Source organism: Granulicella sp. WH15 (assembly GCF_009914315.1).
In the GTDB taxonomy this organism is placed as follows: Bacteria; Acidobacteriota; Terriglobia; order Terriglobales; family Acidobacteriaceae; genus Edaphobacter.
In genome coordinates this window covers 2868502-2890580 of record NZ_CP042596.1, presented here as the reverse complement: position 1 = coordinate 2890580, position 22079 = coordinate 2868502, and the positions used below count along the sequence as shown (strand labels likewise).

Below are 22079 nucleotides of genomic sequence, written 5' to 3'. Positions count from 1 at the left end.
TGGCTGGGCAGGGGTTCGTCTTGGTTATGAAGAGATTCGGGATAGCCGGTGCGTTCCTGCTGCTGATGCCGTTTGCTGGGGCCTTGGGACAGGAAGATACGCCGCCGGTCCAGAGTGTGGCGGAGCAGTTTTTGCTTTCGGCGGCGAATGCCGACCGGGTTGCGCATGGGCTGGCTCCGGTGCGTGTGGATGGAAGGCTGGTGAGGGCTGCGGCGCTGCACGCACGGCAGATGGCGGCCCATGGGGCGATCTCTCATCAGTTTCCCGGGGAGGCTGAGCTGGCGGAGCGAGCTTCGAGTGCGGGAACGCACTTTTCGCTGGTTACCGAGAATGTGGCTGAGTCGGCAGATCCCAGCAATATCCATGAGCTGTGGATGCATTCGGCTGGGCATCGGGCCAATCTGCTGGACCCGCAGGTGGATTCGGTGGGGATTGCGGTGGTGGCGCGGGATGGGCAGTTTTACGCTGTCGAGGACTTCGCTCGTACGGTGCGGAGCTTGACGCTGGAGCAGCAGGAGAGCGCGGTTGCGCAGCTGATCGAAGGGGCTGGGATTACGGTTTCGGCCACGACGGATGAGGCGCGCAAGGCTTGTGCTTTGAGCTCGGGCTATGACGGGGTGAGGAAGCCGCTGTTTGTGATGCGCTATAGCACTTCGGACCTGTCGCGGCTGCCGGAGCAACTGCGGACGAGGATGGCTTCGGGGAAGTACCATGAGGCGGTGGTGGGGGCTTGTGAGTTGAGTCAGGCCACGCCGTTTAGTGGGTATGCGGTTGCGGTGATGCTGTACCGCTAGGCACTTCGTGCTGTTCTCGGGGCTAAAGGCTGCATCTGTGATGAGTTTTGAGGTCCGCCTTGGCTGCTTCGTTCTCGTACACGCAGATTCGCAGGTCAGCACGGTCAAGTCGCTAGAAGCAATCGAGCTTGAAGCCAAAGCTGTTGACGCCGCCGCAGCGCAGATACCAGGTAAGGCAGAAGAGCACAGTCAAGGCGACGGCCGCCCATAGGAAGACGCGAACAGGAAGTGTCTTCCATAGCGAAATACCGCTGTCGGGGTTTGTCTTGGCGGGGAAACAGAAAAAGAGACCGCTGGCGAAGCTGACGTAGGCAGAAAGAGCAAGCCGGGAAAGTCCCAGGGTGACGCGTTGCTGCCAGGTGGTGTTGGGCTCGAAGAAGCCGCTCATGAGGGCGGAGTAGAGCGATAAAATGCAAAGGACGAACGATACTACTTTGCCGAGTTCGAGAAGCATGGTGCGCCTCCGGCCACAGCTTCATCCAAGGTATTGGACGAAGTATAGTGTGAGGCGAGGTGCCAAGTCGAAGCAGGAAGCGAGCTTCAAGATGGCGCAGATGATCCTGCCCAAAAGGCTCTTTGTGCTTAGGATTCTGTTGTGTGTGGAGGGTATTTTTGAAGGGAAACCGTAACCCTTTAGAATCTGGCTCCTGAGGTAGGACTCGAACCTACAACCCTTCGGTTAACAGTGGCAACGGTTCGAGTCTCAGTTTTGTCACGCTCGAAGCTGTGTTTTCTCCGTTCACATCTGAGAGGGCCGTTTTTTGGGATGCTCCCGTCCTCAACTTCGTTATGGATCTCCGTCCTGGTTTAGAGGAGGAGTTTCATCCCCTGCAGGTTTCACGGTTCATTCAAGGGATACGGGGCGCTTCTATAGACACGGAAACTGAATCGCTTGGCCCAGCTCGCCGCTACTTGGTATCTTTTCCCTTTGCCAGTAGATCAGCCTTCATCGAGCATATTCCGACGTACGACGAAGCGAAGCAAAAGCTGAGAGATGGGGAAGAGCCAATGTTGGCTACTTCCCTGATCGCTGGCGAAATCCCGGAGGGAGCAGACCTAAGCGTCGGCGGTGTGAGGATTTGGTTTCCCACGGATGCCATTATTGCGTTAACTCTCGCAACAGGCACCGAAGTCAGCCTTGGCTTCGTTGAGCTTCGTGCCAGCGAGGGAAGTCTTTGTCAACGATTCCACATCAATTTCATCAATAGTCCGTACAAACATGGACATATGGCGATTTCTGACGTCATCCACAGTGACTATCGAACTTCAGGGGTTGGGCCTCTTATCACCTCGATATTAGCTCTCGCGGGGGATAGCCTCCAGGTCGTTCGCAGGCTGATCGATGCAATCGAGACGTCACAATCGTCTCTCCGAACTCCCGAACACGCCTTCGCATTCATTGTGCGAGGTCTAGACGGGCTCGCAAATTCACTCCAACTCACCCGGACCAACCTGTCGGATAGCCTTTCCGTTCAAGAGGCAACGGAGGTGAGGGCTATCTTGCACCATGCCAAACGTTCGATCCAGAAGCTGGCGAAACGAGGTGTCGGCAAGTCGGGAAGCGTAGATGCGACTCTGTTAAATCGCATAGCGAGCCGCGCCGAACATGCCGACGCAATCGAAGATTCGTTTGGCCTCTCGATCACACGCCTCCTAAAACACTTTAGCCTTCAAGATCAAGAAGCTATCGAAGAGTTTTATAGTGCCGAGCCTCGCCTCGATGGGCTCACATGGAATCAAGCGCTCAACAAGTATCGTGGCGGAGTCATTCATCGTGGTTTTCTTGACTATTCGAGCGACGTGTTAATGGACGATGTCGTTTGCTGTACCCGGCACCTGATTGACGTCGCGATTCGAGTGTGTTTTCGGGTAATCGGATACGAAGGCACCTACAACCCTTTCAACAAATCAGCCATGCAGCGCAACGACGTGAATTGGGTTGTTGATCGAACCTCCATCGCTCAGTTTGGCTTCAATGGTCGGAACCCAAAACTATTCAAGACCGTTGGTTTTGAAAACATTTCTTTGGAGGGAGAGCCATGAGCATTGACGATCCGATCGAAGTACGTCTCCAGCGAGTCAAAGAAGACATGGAGTTCGACATTTCGAAAAACTTGGCATACGCTACAGTCGCCGGCACTCTATCGTTGATGCCGGGCATCGGGTCAGCCATACAGAGTTTGATCGACGGCAAGGCAAAAGCGAATATGGAGCATCGATGGATTGAACTGTTCCTGGAACTCCGAGAGCAGATTGAAGCCGTTCGGGGTTCTATCCCAGATGATTCTTTTTACGGCTCGGAAGAATTCCAGACGCTATTGGCTCTCGCTCAGGAGCAACTCTGGACGACACACGATAAAGAAAAGCTGCGGATACTCGCCACCGCGCTCGCGAACAGTGGCACAGAGGAGTTTCAGAAGGACGATAAAGAGCTTATGCTTCGAGCTCTTCGAGCCCTAAGCCCCAGCGACCTAAAAAATCTTGATCACGAGAATTTAAGAAATTGGACACCGCTCACTAAGCGCTTTGACTACGGCCCGGATGTGCTTGGAAGTCTCTCGCGTTTGGCGAGCTCGGGTCTGGTGATAGAGAAGTTTCTGCGTCCAGATCCAAACGCGAGCGAGGAGCAGAAGCTCACCTCTTTGCTAAAGTTCGGAACTTGGCGCACATTCCAGCTGTCGCCATTCGGAGAGAGATTCCTGCGGTTTGTTGCGAACCATGGAAGGAAGGTCGACTCAGACGTTGCCAACGGCTAAAGCCGGCTCACGAACGTTAGAGACTTTTTGGGCGTTATGAACGTGATCACATAAGTTGATGCTTACTTCGAGAAACAAACCTAGAGGGTTGATAGGAGGCATTCATGACTGGCGAAACATCCCCAGACGAGGAAATCGAGCAAGCCATCCAGAAGTCGGCTGAAAGGGTCGAGGAGCTCGCTCTGAGTATTCGGGATACATCCGCTGGCGAGGAGGATGTCTGGTTCCGCAATCTTCTGTTAGGTATTCTCAACTCGGCCTTGCTCGACTTCCGCTATCTTCAAATTGGCAAAAAGCAGCGCTCTCCATATCTGGCGGCGTGGAGCTGTCGCAATTTACTTGAGCTGAAAGTTATCGCCATCTACGTGCTTGCGTCAGCAGACAATGCCAGAACCTTCAAGAATGATTTCGTCGTCGATGCGAAGGAGTTTTACGAGGCCATCAGTAACAGACACAGGGCGACACATCCAAAGCTCATTGCGGCGTGGCAGGCTGGCATGCAAGAGTTTCAAGGCGATGACCGGCGCGCATTGGAGGCCGCACTGCAACGTGAGATCGAGCGCGGTCCGCAGACTCAGGAGACCGATGAAGAGACGGAAGCATACCGGAAACTGATGGGTGAATTCGGAATCAGTCCGAAGTCGAAGCCCATGCGATCCGGCGAAATCGCTAAACTGATCTCCCAGAACGAGGAATTCAGCCCAATGTTCAAGGTGTGCTCGAAAATCATGCACAGAACTGCCCTATCGATCGCTGCGAGCACAACAAAAGGTTCGCTGGATGAGGTCATTCCACTGCTGGCGTCGACGGGAGCAATCGAATTAATGGCTATCTATGACATGATCGACCAGCACTTCCGGGCTCACGGTGTGCAGTTGCCGTAACTGCGCGTGACCGCACCTCCGCTACGCATCCTTTTTGGGCTCTTGCATTCATTGCGGGATTTGATCGACAAACCAGATCGGTCTAGAGTCGTCGCCCTAGAAAATGCGGGGACAGATGGGCGACTATTAGTCGCAGTACCGGTTCCGATCAAGGAAAGGGCACCGGGAGGCGAGGCTATACGTCAGCTCACAATCCGTTCAGGATGATCGCAACGGGCATATTTGCGCAGTTCTGCGACGAGGATCAGGACACGTCCGCCGATTCTCCTGGTCGGCAAGCGTTTGGAGGCCACAAGGTAGTCAAGTCCACGCTGACTGATGGATAGAAGTTGCGCGGCCTCTTCACGGCTCACCAATATCTTGTCCTCGGGCGCGATGGTCACCCGCTGGGGTGGCTTTCTACGGCCTGGTTCGAAGACAAGCCCATCCGATTCCTGTGTGGACGATTGCAATCTACCTCTGGTGAATTCAACAACATTCTTTCCTGCCATGGCCCGTTTCCCCTTTGATTTTTCTAACTGCTCACTACTGACCCGGCCCGCGTTCGACCGCATTCATCCGTCGTCTGGCACTTCACAGGCCTAATCCAAACCCCATGCTGATCTCGGGCTCTTGATGCTGAGCCGGCACACTCTTTGCCGGTATCTTCGGAATACTCTGCTCCGGCTTATAGGCGCTTTGGTGCGAAACATCATGCCCTAATGCCTTTGGCAACTTCTCCAGACTGTCGGTAAAAATCTGCGCGTCGAATTGGCCGCGCGAGATCGAGACATAGGCCATACGGCTGTTGAGCAGATCTCTTGCGGCAAGCCCCGTATCTACGTTGACCAACACACGCTCCGCCGTCTGCCCTTGGCTTGAATAACTGGTGACGGCATACCCGTGATCGACATGCGGATGCTGTTGCGGATTGAATTCGACTTTGCGCTCATCGTCTAAGCGCAACCGCATTGTTCCGTCCCGCCCTATGCTCTCTACAGTTCCTAAGTCACGATTGGCAATCTTCAGTTCCTGGCTGGGCGCGGTGAACTGGATTCGATCTCCCACGGAGAACCTCTTCTCGTCCTCTCGGTAGACGGAGACTCCAACCTGGCGACGTGGGTCATATGTGGTCCGCTCCCCGTTCCCTCGCACCACCGTCAAAGTGTTCGCTTGAGAGTTCACAGATAAGACACGGGAGTATTCACCTTTCTCGATGCTGGTCTCCTTCGATGTGCGCGAGTACCGCAAGATGTCATCTACCTGATACTGCTGTGCCCAACCTCGATCCGCTCCGGTCATCTCCTGGCGCGGAACAAGCGTCCGCACGGAATGGTCCTGCCTGTTCACCAGTCCGCGCGATTGCAACTCATCATGTATCCGCAGATTGATCTCGCTGCGGGAACGATTGTCGGGCGAAACGACAAGGGTACCGCCGGGAGACTTGGCGTACTCCCGCGCGATGGCGGCAATACGCTCATCGTGTCCTTTCACCTGATGTACTCGGCCCTGCTGATCAAGACTCTCGACGGCGGCTCCTACTTGTCCGCGTGCCAACTGTTCGACGACCTGCTTCAACTCTGGATCGCGCTGCCGAACAATGTCATTCAACGTGGCCGTCCGCATCCCTGCCTCTTGCAGCTGCGCGAACGGACGGCCTGCTTCAACGGCCTCATGTTGGCGGCTGTCTCCTACCAACAACACACGATCATTCCGATGGAGACGTTCGATGAAATCGTGCATCTGGCGCGTGGAGGCAAGCGAAGACTCATCGAGCACATACAAGCGCTTCTCTCCAGTGTCGGACTGCGTCCCTTTCGCAAGGTGACGCTGGAGAGTTGAGGTCTCCATACCGGCCTCAGCCAACTTGTGTGCCGCGCGAGATGTCGGCGCGAATCCTTCGACCTTGTACCCCTGAGCTTCGGCACCTTCACGAACTACGGCGAGGGTCGTCGTCTTACCTGCCCCGGCGACACCATCCAGGCCAACGATCTTCTCGCGACTCAGGAATATCTCATCGACCGCTTGTCGTTGCGAACGATTCAGCTCACGGTGACGATCCTCGGTCCAGATGCGCAATTGCGGAGAAACCAACATCGGATCGTCATAGCCGCGCTGATTGCCGCGCTGCATGTGCCCGACGATCTCCCGTTCCATGCGGATCATTTCAGAGGTCGTATAAAGTGGAGCCGCTCGGCCATCCGTCCGCTCAATCGCCCGAAACTCCCCACGCGCTATCCGCTGTTCAAACTCCTGTCGCACCTGACTGTAGGAAGCCTGCCCCATACTGCGATCTATGGCTGCTTGCAGAATTGCGCGTTCGTCCTGAACAGCAGAGCGTTCAAAGACGTGATTGCGCGAATATGTCACTGACTGTTGCGCCGTCTTCTCCGGCTGCACTTCATGGTGCTGTCCCTGTGCCTTTGCGACGACACGATCTGCTTGATGTCCGAATCGAGCAGCCAGGTCGCGGTGCTGCTTCAATACCTCTTCAGGCGAATGGATCTCCTTGCTGTCGCGTGTGCGATGAGCAGCTACTTGTGCTGCGCCCGCGCCCTCTCTTCCAATCTCCTGTAGGTGTTCTTTGATCTGCACACGACGCGGACTCGATGCTTCCAAATACTCCTGCGAATATCCTTTGATCTCCGGCTGGCCATGCTTGCCGCGTTCAATCTCATATCCGAGAGCTTGCAGCTTCAAGGCAAGCTCGGATCGGTATACCGTGGTCGCGTACTGTTGCGACTGGAAAAGGCTGCGCTCTTGCAATGCGCGCGTCTGCCCATTGTCCCGCTCGGTCACATTGAAAACGACCGCGTGAGTATGAAGCTGCGGCGCAGCATAGCCATCCACTGGACGAGCGGTGTCATGCTCGAAGGTAGCGGCGACGAACTTGGCCGTTGTCTCCGGCGCATGGACGTTACCGATCCGTGCCTGCGTATACCGCTCCAACTCCTGCAACGCCACGCGAACGCTCTCGCGATGTGCTTCGCGCACACGATCATCGTCACCCACAAGGGCTGTTAGCGAAACAGACTTGGGCGCAGAGAACGTCGCATCCCACCCTGCACGGTGTTCTGAACTGGTGATCTGCTTGCCGTACTGATTCTCGTAGGTTCTGGCGGGCTGGTGCTTGACGAGTTGCGCATCGTTCGCTGGGTGCCGTCCTTCGCTCAAACGAGCAAACTCGTCAGCCCCTACGTTGCCACGCAAGCCCCACTCCTTTGCGAGGCTCCCTTGCCACTCGCTATGCCCTTGCTGATCGCGGCTCCAGTAGTTCTGTCGTTCAGAGGTGAACTCACGCGCGTGATACGTCCGTGCTTGTCCAGCAGACAGCGATTTAGAGATAGTCAACATATCTTGGCACGTGAGACAGCAGATAGTTACTGTCTTGGTTCACATCGTAGCCGAGATTTGTGGATAAGTGGGTCGTTATTGCCTAATTATTTTCAGGCTCATAATCGACAAAACACCTATGGCTATTGGTTATTTCTATCTTAAGCAAAGCTATTAGCGGAGTAATTGACCAGTGATTTGAGTAGCAATTACTCGAACTACGCAAGAGCTGTAGCTGACTCAATGGAGGCTCGATACGCTGCTTGAGAACAGTCTCAAACAACACCTTCCTCGTGAGTTCCAACTGGTGTATTCCATGCTCAAGACCGGGACACTCAGCCTCTCAAATAGCTCTCGTCAAGCAGCCCTTTGAGATGAGTTGAAGGCAGATTAACGTGAGGGCTATCGATGCTGCTCGAAGTTGAGCAAAGAGATGCGAATTTGGTGGGTGATCTGACCTCGAATACTCTGAGACATCAGAGGTCGCTCCGTCAATCAATCCACTTCGATTCGTCCCACGGTTCTGAGTGCAAATGTGTAGCATCCGATGGAGACGATCCGGGGAAGATAATACGTCGCTGAGACGGTGGTTTTGGGGAGTGCCAAGGGGGTGGAGTAGCGAGTTGCCGTGCAGTAGGCACTTCCCGGCGAACTTGAGTCGATGCCGGTCGGTCACTCCCACGAAGCGTTTCTGGATTTGGCAACTTCTTGAGACCGAATCTGTGACTGATTGCAGGCCCGAACTTCGTCCATCCAAGCTGTATCTTCTGCCCACTAATCCCGTGGGCAATTCGCAACCGAATTCGAGCGACAATCCCGTCTCGATTCTCGGGCCAATCTCGTCCGTAATTCGTTGACCATTGCGACTCCGTAACCTCTCGTCGAAGTTGTCTCCATTCGTACCCGATGTCCTGTCTCATCATGAATGCCAAATACGCGACGATCATCCAGGCCGCGACACCATAAAGCAGCGGTTCATTGACAAGTCGGCGGAAACTTACGCCGTCATAAAAATCTTCCCGCAGGAGCTTTTCGAGCTCGGTGGAATCCATGCCTTCAACGGCGGTTCTTTCTATGCCTGTCCATCCTTGTTCAATGGCAAAAGACGAGAGGTTCAAAGAGAGGTCGTTCTGCCTTCTCTCGGTGACATCGGGGGCGAACAGCCACTGTCTCTTGCGCCCGGGAGCCGTCTCCATGAGCCATCGGATTTGAGTCCTGGCAGCAGGTTGATTTGCATGTTCGGAACTGTGCCAATATGCGATCAGATAATACCGCTGTAGTGGCGGGACTTCCCACCGCAACCATGCCCAGAAGCCGAGTAATGGCAGGCACGGAAGGAGGACCAGGATCAACGCGATCCGCCAGGGAAATACAAACCGAATACGGGAGAGTTTCATTACGGCTTGTCCGTAGTTTTGGGACTGGTCCGGCGACGCCTCTGCGCCATGTAATCTTGCGCTCTCTGCTCCTTAATGGAGTCCGAATAGGCTGACATCTTGCGTAAGTCTTCGGTCGTCAATGGGCCTTCCGACGCTCTCGCGAACAGATTCAGCATGAGCGAACGCATTCCCATGATCTCCGCCAGCAAGATCGGATCGGTTTGCTCCTCTGAGCCAGCGCTGGCTCGGGCGTGGGCGAGCGCAGCCTCGCGTAGCCATTCCGCAACCTTCTTACCGGCGTTCGCGACTGCTGCCTCAACCTCACCGAACTCGGCGTCGGTAAGGCGCGTTGCAATGGATCTTGCGCGGGAAGTCTCATTTCCCGAGACGGTAGACGCCGACGGCAAAGAAGTTTCTCGCGGCTTGTCGTTATCGGAGGCCATCGATATGCCTACTGGAACAGGTGTCCCTTGAAACGCTTGGATGCTTCGAAGGCGTTATCGGTTCCTGAAAACCGCCGCCGCTTATACGAATGTTATCCATTTCAACGGCGTTTACAGTCGGAAACGCAAAATCACAAGCTATTGAAAGCAAACATGTTATCAATCGTGAATTTTGGGTAGCTCCACAGTTCACATTTGGGGATGACGTGTCAGCTTATACCCGCTGCGAAGCAGCGCAAGTTTAATCCGTGGGACATCACAGCGTCTTCTAAGATGGCAGAACAGAACGCACTACGCCAGCGTGGCGACCATCGACCGGAAAGAGGGCCGGTCCCGGTCCAAGTAAATTGGCTCCTGTCAGCGGTCCGAATAGTCGCTCCAACACTTCTTCGAGCGAGGTAAGTGGATCGAACCGGCTACGTGCGATGATGCGTTGGTCTGGCCGTTCGGCTTTTGTGCCTTTGGCATTTGCCTTGGTATGTTTGGCCACTCTCATATTCCGGATGTCTGGCAGCGGTTGGCCCGGAGCTCCCCCCAACCAGCGGTAGGAAATAAGTTCCAATTTTGGAGTGACAATGATCCAGATTATGCAGCCGCTCGGCTTGTCCATAAGCTTTAGGCTGGCCGTAATACTGGCCGCCTTGCCACCCACCATTGAGGTTTTAAATTGAATGTGCCTGACGATCCTGCCGTGGCTCATTACCAGGTCGTATCCTCCGGCGTCGAACTCGGAACGAAGCACCTCAACATTTGTGACACCATGCACCCACAACCACCGCAAGGCGTCGCCTACGAACACATGCTCGACAATCCGCTCGCGCAGTGTCGACTGGAGATAATGCGAAGTCTCGCCGCCAGATTCGATGTCCATCCGTGCTCCCTTAGTACATCTAGTAATGGACATTAGCAGATATAGAAAACACCCTCAGGCCCGACTGTCCGTCTTTGCGAGCCGTTTGTTCGGCCCAGATGTTCGGGTGGTTTTTGCCCGGCGGGTCGGCGGGAATAGTCGCTTCTGCCATGCATGAGCAATGCCCAGGGTGGGAAGACGGGCTCAAAAAGGGGGAAGATGCAGGAAGGGGGAACGTCTTCCTGCCGCGCTGCCGGCGAGCGGGGGCTGGTAGCTGGATGAGGGTGCAGGGAGAAACCAAAGAGGTTTCTCCCTGCGCAATTTCTAGGTGTGAAAGAAACGAGACGGCAGGTTCGCCGCCTCGCTGGGAGATGACGCTATGCTGTGTTCCTGGCTTCTGTTTTGGCTCCGGTCGAGCGTTCCCCTCCGGTAGTTTCCAGAGCAGAAAGAATGACGGCGGCGGTCTTCTGAATCACTTCCAAGCTCTCGGTCAAAAGTGCGGCGTTGCCGTGGTACAGGTGGATATAATCGGCGGATGCCCGTCCGCTGTCGAGGCCGATGGTCTTGCCGACAACAAAGGCGATTGCTTCGGCTTCAGTCTCGCGAACGGTCTTGGTGGTGGCGGTGCGACGTTCCGCCTTGTGCAACATCTCGTGCGCGAGTTCGTGAACGAGGGTCGAAAACTCCTCGGCGGTTTCCTGACCGGGAAAGAGAACAATCTTCCCGCCATAGCTGACACCCAACGCGGGGGAAATGCTCTCCTTCCAATCAAGCTCGATCCCCTGAGCAATGACAAGATCAATCAAACGTTCGCGGTGTTCTCCGACATTACCCTTCACGCGCTCGGACAGTTCGGGGAGTTCTGCGCCGTCGGTCTGGCTGACATCGAAGACGTAGGCCGAACGAAATCCCACCAGTACCGGCTGGTTCTGGGTGCGGATGTCCTTCTCGACTTCCGCATCTTTCTTCCGCCGAATCCCAATCATCGGCACGAGAATGCGAATGCCTTTCTCGCCCTTCTTGACTCTCCGGCCAAGCTGGTTCCACGCATACATTCCGGCTACGCGGGTTGCGTCCGGTCTCTGCCGCGCAATCTCCATAATGTTCCCGAAGCTATAGTTGTGAAATTTCCCCATCGCCAAAAGATAGGCTGTGAGTCCTTCGCTGTGTCCCTGCTCCAACTGCTCTATGAGGGCTTGCACGTTGGCCGCGATTACCTCTCTCGCGGTCTGTTGCTTTTGCTGCTGCTGTTTAAGGTTCTGGGTAAACGGGGTGACGGTGGCGGTGGTGGCTTGTGTGTTCATGGGTGCTTCCTCCTTGGCGTTGGCCTTTGCATTTCCGCGTTGAAACGCGGCATGTACATGCCGAACGCCTCCTGGCGAAGGTGGGGGGTAGCAACTGCAAGCCGAGGGGTATCCCCACCCTTGCAACGAGAGCGCAGCGGAAGTGGAAAGGGCGGAGCGCAGCGGAGGTCTGCACAAGCGAAGCGCGGAAGATTGGGGAGTGGCTTGCGGGTGCGAGGGGATACCTCCCCTTAGAGGTTTTGGCGGTTGCTGTTGTTCCTTCTCGGAGGGGCGTTGCGGGGAGGGCGGACCGCCCCGCAGAGGTGGGGGCGGAGGATGCAAAGCAGCCGCAGACGGGAGGAGACTTCCTCCCAAACGAAGCAAAAAGTCTTTACGTTATCTCGTCGAGCAAGAGGAATAGGTGCGGTAGGCCTGTGTAACGGGACTACGACGCAATGTTGTATCGGCAAGACGGCAAGTGCTTGGCGCGGAACGATATACTGTCAGCACTCGACTCGACACAAAAAAGCCCACAACACCCTCACAGTCGTATACAAAAATCAGGATCACTTCTGACCGGAGTTCCCTCGTACCGATATGGCCCTTTTAGCAGACGGACTTTGCATCAACGAAACCTATGAGGTCGAGGCCTTTCTCGGTGAGGGAGCATTCGCCGAAGTGTATCGGGTCAAACACAGGTTTCTCGGACGGCAGGCGATGAAGTTTTTCAAAGCACCTGGCTGGTCGCCGGACGAGGTTTCCGCGATGCTCGGAGAAGCCGTCTTGCTGTCCAAGATCAACCATCCCAATATCGTTCGGGTATATGACGCCAATACGGCAAGTCTGATGGGGGACACCTTTGGCTTCTTCACAATGGAATACATCGCCGGGGGCAGTCTCTCCCAATACTGGCGTTCTTTCGGAGCGCAGTTCATGCCGGTAAAGGATGTCGTTGAAGTGATGCGGCAGGTATGCAAAGGGATTGCGGTTGCACACTCACACAATCCACCCATTATCCACCGAGACATCAAACCCCAGAACATCTTGATCGGTCACGAAACCAACGGCATTCGGGCGCGGGTTTCAGACTTCGGACTAGCGAAGAATGTCAATCCACTGACGCTCATGGCCACGTCACGCGGTACCGTTTCTTTTAAAGCACCGGAAGCGCTTCAGGACATTCAAGGCGACTCCTTGAGTGGGGACGTTTGGGCTCTCGGAACCACTCTTTATCTGTTGCTCACTGATCGCTTGCCATATGAAATCGAAGACGGGCTGTCGCATGGAACTGCCGACACATTCAGCAACCCGCCTCCACCGCCTAGCCGATGGAACGCTCTCTGCGATTCTGAGTTGGATCAGGTCGTCCTCAAAGGCTTAAAAGTTGATCCGAAGGAGCGTTATGGATCGGCCATGGAGTTCCTGACTGCGCTTGAGGCATGGCGACCTGACACAAAGCGAACCGACAGAGCTAAGAGTGGTTCCGGCAGCCCTGGGAATACCTCAAAGGGAGTACTGGGAACCACCCCTCAAGCGAGGGAGCACTTAGGGCGGCAACTGGCTTTGCGGTCGATAGCAATCGCACAGGACCCAGCAAGACTCAGCGAAGCCGTGCGCCTGATGGAAAAGGCGCTCAACGAATCGCCGGAACTGAATCGAGAATATGAAGCAAGACTGAGGTTGTGGCGTCGTGGTATTTCGATGTGAGGCAGATGTAGATGACGAATCGTAGAATCCTTATTGCCAATCACGATCAGCGGGTCTCCAACGAACTCTCGTCTTTTTTAAGGCGCAGCGGATACGACGTGTCACTCGCCTGCAATTCGGACGATGCGATTCGAGTTGCAAAGAACGATCCTGCGCTGCTTATCATTGATCCGGTCATGCCAGGCCTATCAGGCCTTGAAGCTGCGAATCACATCTTTGCAGCGACGGGCTGCAAAGTTCTCTTCCTAACTGATCTTGCCGGAGACGAAGACTTTCAAGCTCTCGTTGATGGTCTGGTGCGCGATGGAATCGATTGCGCTGCATTTGCTACGAATAGACCTAACGCTGATCTCGTTGCATATATTCAAGCTGCAATCGGCGTCGGATCTCCGGCTGAACCCCTCACAACCTCATCTTCTACTCAATCTCCCGAACGGCCTCCAGACAGGTCAGAGGGGGCGAATGACGTAGCGCCTACGGGTCAGATTCAGGCGTCTCCCTACACGCCATTGTTCGCAGTCGCCAACGCAAAGGTGTATCAGTCGAACGCCTTTCGTCTCACGGGACTTCAGGTGAGCGCAACTTCACGCGAAATCAAGCGTGCCTACCAAGAGTTTGGGATGAGCAAGAGCTTGAATCGTGCGTGGAAGCCAAAGTGCTTGATTTCGAGTGCCGTCGAGCCAGATGACGACGATCTGGAAGCCGCATTTGCTTTGATAAGCGATCCGGAGAAAAGGCTTCTACAGGATTTCTTTTGGTTCTGGCCGGATGGTGCGGAGGATAGCGCATTTGCTTCACTTGCAGCGAATGATTCGGCTCTGGCTTTAGCCGAGTGGGGACGGCGGTCTATTGGAGATGATCCCCGAGGTATCGCTACCCATAATTTAGCCGTGTTTAGTCACTTGAGGGCATTGGAGGGTGAAACTTCTGGCATCTCTGGCCAAACCATTTCGGCTACTACGCTATGGGGGGACGCTTTCCGTCATTGGCAGACTGTCGCAACCAATAGTCGTTTCTGGGATCACTATATTCAACGCATTAAGGAAATGAATGATCCGCGTATAACTCCAGAGCTTGCGCGAAGTATGTGGAGAACGCTACCGGAGGCGCTGCTTTACATCAACGCTCAGAATGCCGTGAAGGCCGGAGAAAAGAGTGAATACGCCGAGGCCGCGCGGCAACGGCAGCTAATGTATTCATCCGGCCTCGGAACGGAACACGCTGATAAAGCCCTTTACCGTGCGCTCACTCCTCTTCTGGAATATCTGACGCTCATCTGCCAACAGGCGACATCAAAGGTGGACGCTGCTCCCGAACAAGGAGCGACGGTAGTGGAAAGTCTACGAACTGCGAAGACACCCATTCTAAAGACGCTGAACTGCCTCGTCGGAGTCAACGATCAGCGCCGCAATGATGCTCACGATCAAGTCGCACGTACGATTCGAGGATGCCTCATAGACTATGTGAACAAAACTGATGGGTGGGCTGTGGCCCTTCCACTCTTTGAAGACTGCATGGCACTTGCTCACAGCGAAGAACTTCGAGCGAGACTGGCAGAGGAGATTGGGGTAGTAGAGCGGAAATTGGCTGCTTCTGGACAGGGGCGTCCTGGGGCATCCGCTGGGACTCGGAGCCAGTCTTCTTCGCGTGGTGACACTAGACAGGCCTCGAGCGCAGCTCAAGGCACCTCCAAAGCAGTTCGACGGGGATATGCACTCGGACAAGTATGGCGCAAGCTACCAAAGCTTGGCAAGATGGCAGTCGGTATGGTGGTCGCCATTCTCGTGATCGTGATTCTAGTTCTTTCGAGCGGTGGCGAAACGAACAATACAAGTGACAGCTCTCCTGCGTCGGGAACCACGCTTAACACGAATCCACCGGTCGCACCTATCTCGATTCCAGACTCCTCCACTGATAAAGGTTCAACTGCGGGCTCGAATCAGGCAAGCATCACGAGTTTGCGAGAGGAAATTGCACAATCGAAAGCTCGACTAGCGAGCCTTGAGGGAGAACTTCAGAGCCTCAACTCTGAGATGGATGATTACAAAAGCAAGATTGATGCTGACAAGGCCACCTTGGAGCACATGGAGAGCGACAATGGCGCAGGAGTTCAGATCGATCAAGATGAATATGAACGCGTGAGGAGTAGGCACAATCGGAACGTAAGGGACTTCAATGCGGACATTTCTCGTGGTCACAGCCTTCATAGTGAATACGAGGATTTGCTAGGCGAGACGAATACCAAAATTGATAATCTCAACAAGATGGTGAACGCCCAATGAAAGATTTTCGATCTGCCAATGAATTTAGAGGAATCCAGTCCCCTTCGATGTTAGGCGCCGAAGGTGTGGCCGGTCCCCGTCCATTGAGTGTGCCAGGGGACTTTTTCCTTGACCTTGCAAACTCCGCATGGGATATGCGGAAAGGTTGTGTTGACTCCGTCTCGGGAGAGCCAAAGCCCCACTTGGCCAAGATGGCTCGCCATGTGGAACGCCTCTGGGACTCTTTAGAGCGAGTTGGACTCAATATCCAAGATCACTACAACCAGCCATTTGACTCTGGGCAATCGCTTGAAGTCCTCGCATTCCAGCCGACTCCCGGCGTAGAACGAGAGACTGTGGCTGAAACCATCAGACCCACGGTGTATCTCCAGGGTCAACGTATACAGATTGGTCAAGTAATTGTGGCAACTCCGCAGATTCTCCCGAGGTAGCGATTAAATGGAACGGATGACGATTGATTACGGAATAGACTTGGGCACTACCAATAGCTGCATTTCTGTGCTCGAAAGCACTGGGGCCGTTATTATTCGCAACAACGAGGGATGGCCCTATACGCCTTCGGCAGTTTACGTTGACAAGGATGGCAGTATCCGTACAGGGAAGAGGGCTAAAGATCGTCTCGTTTCCCATCCCAGCGACGCAGTTGGAGGATTCAAACGGTGGATGGGAACGACCCAGCACAAGGAATTCGTTCGTAGCGGAATCCGCATGAATGCAGAACAGTTGTCTGCTGAAGTCCTAAAGGCGCTTCGTGATGAAGTTAAAAAGCAGAAGGGCGAAGATTTGGAAGCCACCGTAATTACGGTGCCGGCTTCTTTCGATCTTCCAGCTTCTGAAGCAACGAAGCGCGCGGCATCACTTGCAGGATTTGTATCGAGTCCATTGCTACAGGAGCCAATCGCTGCTGCTCTAGCATATGGATTTCAGGAAACTCAGAAGAATGCGTTTTGGCTCGTCTATGACTTTGGCGGGGGAACTTTCGACGCCGCAGTCATTCATGTGCGCGACGGAGAGATACAAGTAGTCAATCATGGCGGCGATAACTACCTCGGCGGCGGTGATCTTGATTGGGCTTTGGTTGACAACTTTCTAGTCCCACATCTGACGAGCGAATATGCCCTCACGGATTTTCGTCGTGGTAATGAGAAGTGGATTTCGGCGTTCGCAAAGTTGAAGGAGTGGGCGGAGGATGCCAAGATTGCCGTATCGAAAGAGAAAGCAGAGTCAATCCAGAAAGACTTCGTATGCAACGATGACAACGGGAGGCCCGTGGAACTGGACTACCTGCTTACAAGGTCGGAAGTTGAGTCAGTTCTCCGTCCTCTTGTGTATCGCTCAATTGATATGTGCAGGCGGGTACTGGGAGAAGCAAAACTATCGGCAGGTCATATCGAACGAACGATCCTGGTCGGAGGTCCAACGTATACGCCCTTCCTTCGAGAGATTCTCGCTGACCCGAAGGAAGGGTTAGGCATTCCGGTCGATTTTTCGGCCGATCCCCTGACCGTTGTAGCTCAAGGGGCTGCGATTTTTGCAGGTAGCAGACGACTACCTGCAAGGCGTCCCACTCCCACTGCCGCCGGAACATTTACGGTCGCCTTGACATACGATCCCATAGGAAGCGATCTTGAACCGCTCGTGGGCGGAACTGTTTTGGCTCCATCTGGGAAGTCCCTCAGCGGGTACACGATTCGTTTCAATAATCCTGGCGGTATGCCCCCCTGGGACAGTGGGAAGATTCCTCTAGATGATGCAGGGACGTTCAGTGGTTTCCTGTTGGCTCAGTCGGGGAGTGCAAATGAATACCACGTCGAACTTTTTGATCAGAGCGGAAGGGCCTGCTCAGTTACTCCGTCCGTGTTCACTTATACCGTCGGCTTGACGATTACTAAACCACCGTTGACACACAACATCGGCATCGCCGAGGCTGGCAATCGAGTTCATGTTCTATTCGCTAAAGGGACGCCATTGCCCGCGAAAGCCACTGCGAAGCATGTGACGATAGGCCTTATTAGACGCGGCAATCGGGACGATGCGCTGCGGGTTCCTCTCATCGAGGGAGAAGCGACAGATGCTGCGGACGAAAATCGCAAGATTGGTGAGTTCGTCCTCACTGGTTCGATGATTGATCGTGATCTTCCTTCCGGTTCCGGGGTGGAAATACGATTAGCCATCGATGATTCAAGGACAATCAAGGCGAGTGTGTATATACCTATTCTTGACCTAGAAAAAGAAGTCAGCATAAATGGACTCATCAAGCCAGCACTTCCAATCGGAGAGATAGAGCAGGAGTTTAGAACAGAACGGAATGCTCTCAATGAGAGTCAGGAACTCGCAGAAGCGGTCAAGAGCAAACCGGCATTGATTGAGCTTGAGTCGATGAAACGTCAAGAGGTAGTTCAGGGAATTCAGAATTTGTTGCAACACGGAGGAACGGACGCCGATCTGAAAAGTTGTGAGGAACAGCTAGTTGCCCTTCGTCGCGCCAGGCGACGTATCGAAGTGATTCTGACAGCACCCAAGATGCAACAGGAGGCCCAAGATGAGCTGCGGTGGACTCAGGCGCTTTTGGAGGAGGTCGGCACCGATGAAAATCGGGCAAAGTTTATTGATCTGAAGCGAAACACCGAACTTGCGCTTACAGCCGATCCAGAGATTTTGCGGAAGGCGATAGATGCGTTAGCAACGCAAAGAATTGAACTGTGGCTGCGGACACCTGAATACTGGCTGGGATACCGCGAGTATCTAGCAGGCGAAAAAGCGAAAATGACAGATGAGACGCAGGCAGATCGTTGGTTAGTCCATGCTGATCGTGCAATCGCAAGCGGCGATACCGAAGCTCTCAAGGTTGCTTGCCGCCAACTAAACGCATTATTGCCGCGTGATGTACAGACTGTTGGCTACGGCGGCAGTACCCTCCGAGCAAGATAGGGACTACGACCATTGGCAGATGTGAACAAACAAAAGCAACTCGCCCGTACGCTTGACGACCTAGCGGTTACAGGTCGCCTGCAGGACCTCGCTTTGTTCACGGTAGAGGGACGTTCCGACCGTGCAGCGAAGATCAGGCAGGTCCTTTCCACCCTCGATGTCGGCGTCTACCTTTTAGGAGCAGGTCCATATTCTCAGGCTATCGTCCCGCTGCGATGCGACGAAATCGTCATGGGTCGTCTGGCAACGCCATTGGAGCCGATTCTGGATAAGGCAGTCGATGTCTTTGTGAACGATGCCGTGGGACTGCTGCCGCGCGAGGTTTCACGGGTTCATTGTGCCGTCTATAGACGTGAGGGAGGGGAAAGCGATGATTACTGGCTCATCGACAAAGGGAGTTCATGCGGCACATTTTTGAACGGAGAGCGGCTGGATCAGCCGTCATCCGACGCGGAGCAAGAATTGATTCGTGCCAGTCGACCGTTGGCTCATGGTGATGTCATCTCACTCGGGCCATCAAAGATCAATACATTTCTCTTTGCCGATTTGAGAGGTTAGCGATGTATTGCGTGGGATGTAGCGCTCAAAATCCCGATGCTGGCGTGTTTTGCTTCAACTGCGGCAAAGAGCTAGTCGTATCGCCCGCTGCTGTCGCGGTTCAACAGTCCACTGTCGTCGCAGGCGGGACTCCCATTTATCCAGCGGTGTCCAGCCAATCGCCTGAACTCCAACCTGGAGCGGCGGTGGATACCATTCGCAATGAGTACCCTAATTTAGTTGGCGTGGGCGGCTGGCTTCTCTGGTTTTGTATTGTCACCACGATCATTTCACCGGCAATGGTTCTGGTTTCCACACTCTCGCACCCATCGGGCTATTCGCTGATAGATGTATGCCTTGCTGCTTTTTCTGTCTTCACCGGAGTTAGCCTCTGGAAAGCCAAGCCCCGGGCGCTGCGTCTTACGAAGATCCTTCTGGTAATCCAGTTCTGTCTTGGAACGCTGCTCTTCATCGGTGAGCTAATCAGCTCCACCAGCGATTCATCTCCAGGTAAGGCCGCGTCCGACCCGAGTGGCCTAAGAATGCTCGTTTTCGCTTTGATATGGTTCCTCTACTTCAAGAAGTCGAAACGTGTTCGGATCGTTTATGGGCGAGCGATTTGAATAGAAAAATACGGCCTCATGTTTTATGCGGTCTGCGGAAATACCAAAAGACTGACCAAGACAACAGGAGCACACCGAGACACAGATCAATGGGCTGCCAGTCTGTGCGATGCATCCGAATCGGCACGAACGGATTCATTAGGAGAGCGACAGCCGCAAATATCCAGACCCAACCACGCAATCCCATCTCGTAGACACTCCAGGCCCAATAGACAGCACCGACCGTCATAGGAGCCTGAGCAGCATGTAAAAGGCGTAGGGATGTCTGCCGGTCGCAGCTACGATCAGGAACATTGCCGCAAGCACCGTGAGCATAAGTTCCGGCGTTCGTTTTTTATCCACCATTATGTTCCTCATCAACTTTGCCTTTACCTATAAGCGATTCAGCCAAAGTTCCAGCTCCGCAATGGCCGTAACAACCTCGTCCACATTCGGTATCGGTCCAAAAATCATGCCGGACATCGCTTCGTAGTCTCGTCGTAAGTAGGCCAACATCCCGTCATGAGGAGTCAAAGCAAAAGTGCCAGGGACGGCTGTGGCGAGATCAAGATCGGGCCGGTTGAAGAACATCCGTGCATGGCGCACACAGTCTTCGGCCATTTTAAAATCTTCCTTTGCCTTCCGGCCTACCTCCGAAGCCAGGAGCCGGTAGACATCGTAGTAGTGGCGCGAGACTCGCTGACCTCCTCCCCTCAGCTCGCCACGACGATCCCACCACCGACGCAAGCCGTGCAGGATAACAATCTTGTCCCAAAAGGTGCGGCTAGGATCAACGGTCGTCACGTTGCCCACCGCCAGATCAAGGTTCGGAAGGTCGTCCACGATGTACGGCTCTACGACGACCGGCGCATGAGGATCGAGCGCGGACTTCGCGCCCGACTCGATCTTGATAGCGCGTCGGATGTATGCATTGCCTTCAACGGTCGAAGTGGGATACCACAGAAGCAGGCTCTGGCCGTCGGGATCAGCGGGATCAGGTTCCACACGTGCCCGATTTGCATTTAGTCCTGCGGTCTGGAGTGTCTGTCGCAGTAGCTTGCTCAACTGGTCAAGCATCGGGCCCTGAATGTACTCCTGACAGGCGGCTTTGATGGCGTCCAAGCGAGCGTTGCGCTTCTTGCCGCTAAGCGCTTCTAACTCTTCGACGGTCGCGGGCTGACCAATGTCTTCCCGGAAGACGGTGATGTCGATGTCTTCGGAGAAGCGCTCGATCAAACCATAGCCTTTGGAGAGCGAGGTGCCACCTTTGAACAGCAAGCGTGGGCCACCTATCTCAAGTTCGTTGAAGAGCGCGTCGAGCGTCCAGCAAACCCAGAAGTCCTTTTCGATGTTCTGCTCGTTGGTGCGTAGCCGGTTTGCAGCGCCCACGAAAAGGTCGCGGCGCTCTTCGTCACTGGCGGCTAGTATCGTTTGGAATCCCTCGGTCATCGGCTGAGTGAAACCCTCTTCTTCTTAATGGTACGGGCTAGGGCCGGTGAGCGTCTGGCGGGCTTCTCCTTCGGTGCCGACGGCGACACTCCAGCACTAGCTTGCTGGAACAGGTCGCGCACAATCACCCGCATCCACTCCGGCAGCGCCGACAGGCCGCTGCGCAAGTCGTCCTGAATTGCATGTCCATGATCGGGGTCTTTGAGGATGGAGACGAGCCGCTTACGAAGGCTTCCGTCGTCGGACGGAAGCATATCGCGCAGCCAATGGAGCGCTTGTACAAAGCGCATAGCAGGACGGCCCGCCCAGTACAGTCGGCTAGGGGCGGCGGACTGAAAGTCGAGTGTCAGATTGCCGAGAGTGATTGGCCGGAAGCGGCCATCGGTGAGCACGCCGATACGTGCTGGAACGGCGTCAGTGAGTCCAAGGTCGTTGGCGGCGGTGAGGCCATCGACTACCACCCGAACCTTGCCCTTCCGCGCCAGCGCGTCAATCACGTCGCGCGGGTTAGGATAGGTGGGCTTCCCCGTAAGTTGGTTGTTTTGAGGTGTGTCGTAGAAACCGCGAGCGATCCGCCGCAAGGCGCGTGAGGCAACCAGCCGATGGAGCGCTTGATCGACCGCAGTGCGCGGCCCAAGGTCAGCGAAATCCTCGGGAGTCCAGACGCGTGGCTGCGCGGGAGCGGAAATCCGATCCCGAATGGCGGCTGGAATGCTCGATGCAAGAATGGACATAGGCTGCCCCATATCAGATATATGTAGCACTTTTCTGACCACTGCTAGTATACCATCAGGTCAGAATAATGCAACAAACTCCTGACTTTTTCAGGTTGGGTTTATTGCCTTTAGCCACTCTCTATGGGGCCACGCA

18 protein-coding genes are annotated in these 22079 nt (G+C 54.6%); 9 read left to right on the top strand and 9 right to left on the bottom strand.

All coding sequences use genetic code 11. From position 1 onward, the window contains the following. The first annotated feature begins 26 nt into the window (after positions 1 to 26). Positions 27 to 794: a CAP domain-containing protein gene (locus FTO74_RS11995; RefSeq protein ID WP_162538366.1), complete on the top strand. Its 768-nt coding sequence runs from the start codon at positions 27 to 29 to the stop codon at positions 792 to 794. Between the two features lie 112 nt (positions 795 to 906). Here the strand turns inward: FTO74_RS11995 and FTO74_RS11990 are convergent, their stop codons facing one another. Further along, entirely contained in the window at positions 907 to 1182 is a 276-nt protein-coding gene (locus FTO74_RS11990; protein ID WP_162538365.1) for a hypothetical protein, read from the bottom strand. Between the two features lie 401 nt (positions 1183 to 1583). Here FTO74_RS11990 and FTO74_RS11985 point away from each other — a divergent pair, with 401 nt between their 5' ends. The 3 genes from FTO74_RS11985 (at position 1584) to FTO74_RS11975 (ending at position 4434) form a co-directional block, all read left to right on the top strand. Further along, positions 1584 to 2837 carry a hypothetical protein gene (locus FTO74_RS11985; protein WP_162538364.1) on the top strand — a complete coding sequence of 418 codons (1254 nt, stop codon included), beginning with the start codon at positions 1584 to 1586 and terminating at the stop codon, positions 2835 to 2837. Beyond that, the gene (locus FTO74_RS11980; RefSeq protein ID WP_162538363.1) at positions 2834 to 3550 is read left to right on the top strand and encodes a hypothetical protein; all 717 of its coding nucleotides are present in this window, start codon (positions 2834 to 2836) and stop codon (positions 3548 to 3550) included. The genes FTO74_RS11985 and FTO74_RS11980 overlap by 4 nt, the downstream gene beginning before the upstream one ends. 104 nt (positions 3551 to 3654) lie before the next feature. Then, positions 3655 to 4434 carry a hypothetical protein gene (locus FTO74_RS11975; protein ID WP_162538362.1) on the top strand — a complete coding sequence of 260 codons (780 nt, stop codon included), beginning with the start codon at positions 3655 to 3657 and terminating at the stop codon, positions 4432 to 4434. 182 nt (positions 4435 to 4616) lie between these two features. On the opposite strand, the gene FTO74_RS11970 is transcribed toward FTO74_RS11975, so the two are convergent. From FTO74_RS11970 to FTO74_RS11945, 6 genes are all read right to left on the bottom strand, one after another. After that, positions 4617 to 4925 carry a helix-turn-helix domain-containing protein gene (locus tag FTO74_RS11970; RefSeq protein WP_162538361.1) on the bottom strand — a complete coding sequence of 103 codons (309 nt, stop codon included), beginning with the start codon at positions 4923 to 4925 and terminating at the stop codon, positions 4617 to 4619. An 82-nt stretch (positions 4926 to 5007) separates the two neighbouring features. Beyond that, a complete protein-coding gene (gene mobF / locus FTO74_RS11965; RefSeq protein WP_162538360.1) occupies positions 5008 to 7767 on the bottom strand; it encodes a MobF family relaxase in 2760 nt (919 codons plus the stop codon). 470 nt (positions 7768 to 8237) lie between these two features. Beyond that, complete coding sequence (locus tag FTO74_RS11960; RefSeq protein ID WP_162538359.1) at positions 8238 to 8942, bottom strand: hypothetical protein; 705 nt, start codon at positions 8940 to 8942, stop codon at positions 8238 to 8240. A 200-nt stretch (positions 8943 to 9142) separates the two neighbouring features. Beyond that, positions 9143 to 9568, bottom strand: a complete 426-nt coding sequence (locus tag FTO74_RS11955; protein WP_162538358.1) for a hypothetical protein — start codon at positions 9566 to 9568, stop codon at positions 9143 to 9145. A gap of 268 nt (positions 9569 to 9836) precedes the next feature. Beyond that, positions 9837 to 10439 carry a hypothetical protein gene (locus FTO74_RS11950; protein WP_220399007.1) on the bottom strand — a complete coding sequence of 201 codons (603 nt, stop codon included), beginning with the start codon at positions 10437 to 10439 and terminating at the stop codon, positions 9837 to 9839. A gap of 356 nt (positions 10440 to 10795) precedes the next feature. Further along, positions 10796 to 11722 (bottom strand): ArdC-like ssDNA-binding domain-containing protein, encoded by a 927-nt coding sequence (locus FTO74_RS11945; RefSeq protein WP_162538357.1) that lies wholly within the window; start codon positions 11720 to 11722, stop codon positions 10796 to 10798. Positions 11723 to 12298: 576 nt separating this feature from the next. Here FTO74_RS11945 and FTO74_RS11940 point away from each other — a divergent pair. The 5 genes from FTO74_RS11940 (at position 12299) to FTO74_RS11920 (ending at position 19781) form a co-directional block, all read left to right on the top strand. Continuing rightward, the gene (locus FTO74_RS11940; protein WP_162538356.1) at positions 12299 to 13408 is read left to right on the top strand and encodes a serine/threonine-protein kinase; all 1110 of its coding nucleotides are present in this window, start codon (positions 12299 to 12301) and stop codon (positions 13406 to 13408) included. 11 nt (positions 13409 to 13419) lie between these two features. Continuing rightward, positions 13420 to 15690 (top strand): response regulator, encoded by a 2271-nt coding sequence (locus tag FTO74_RS11935; protein ID WP_162538355.1) that lies wholly within the window; start codon positions 13420 to 13422, stop codon positions 15688 to 15690. Positions 15691 to 16128: 438 nt separating this feature from the next. Further along, positions 16129 to 18621 carry an Hsp70 family protein gene (locus tag FTO74_RS11930; RefSeq protein ID WP_162538354.1) on the top strand — a complete coding sequence of 831 codons (2493 nt, stop codon included), beginning with the start codon at positions 16129 to 16131 and terminating at the stop codon, positions 18619 to 18621. 21 nt (positions 18622 to 18642) lie between these two features. Beyond that, on the top strand, positions 18643 to 19179 hold the full coding sequence (locus tag FTO74_RS11925) for an FHA domain-containing protein (protein ID WP_255462638.1): 537 nt from the start codon (positions 18643 to 18645) through the stop codon (positions 19177 to 19179). 185 nt (positions 19180 to 19364) lie between these two features. Then, positions 19365 to 19781 (top strand): DUF2569 family protein, encoded by a 417-nt coding sequence (locus FTO74_RS11920; RefSeq protein WP_162538352.1) that lies wholly within the window; start codon positions 19365 to 19367, stop codon positions 19779 to 19781. Positions 19782 to 20153: 372 nt separating this feature from the next. Here FTO74_RS11920 and FTO74_RS11915 read toward each other — a convergent pair whose 3' ends face one another. Both FTO74_RS11915 and FTO74_RS11910 read right to left on the bottom strand, forming a co-directional pair. Then, positions 20154 to 21209 carry a nucleotidyl transferase AbiEii/AbiGii toxin family protein gene (locus FTO74_RS11915; RefSeq protein WP_162538351.1) on the bottom strand — a complete coding sequence of 352 codons (1056 nt, stop codon included), beginning with the start codon at positions 21207 to 21209 and terminating at the stop codon, positions 20154 to 20156. Further along, the gene (locus tag FTO74_RS11910) at positions 21206 to 21943 is read right to left on the bottom strand and encodes a DUF6088 family protein (protein ID WP_162538350.1); all 738 of its coding nucleotides are present in this window, start codon (positions 21941 to 21943) and stop codon (positions 21206 to 21208) included. The genes FTO74_RS11915 and FTO74_RS11910 overlap by 4 nt, the downstream gene beginning before the upstream one ends. Positions 21944 to 22079 lie beyond the last annotated feature (136 nt).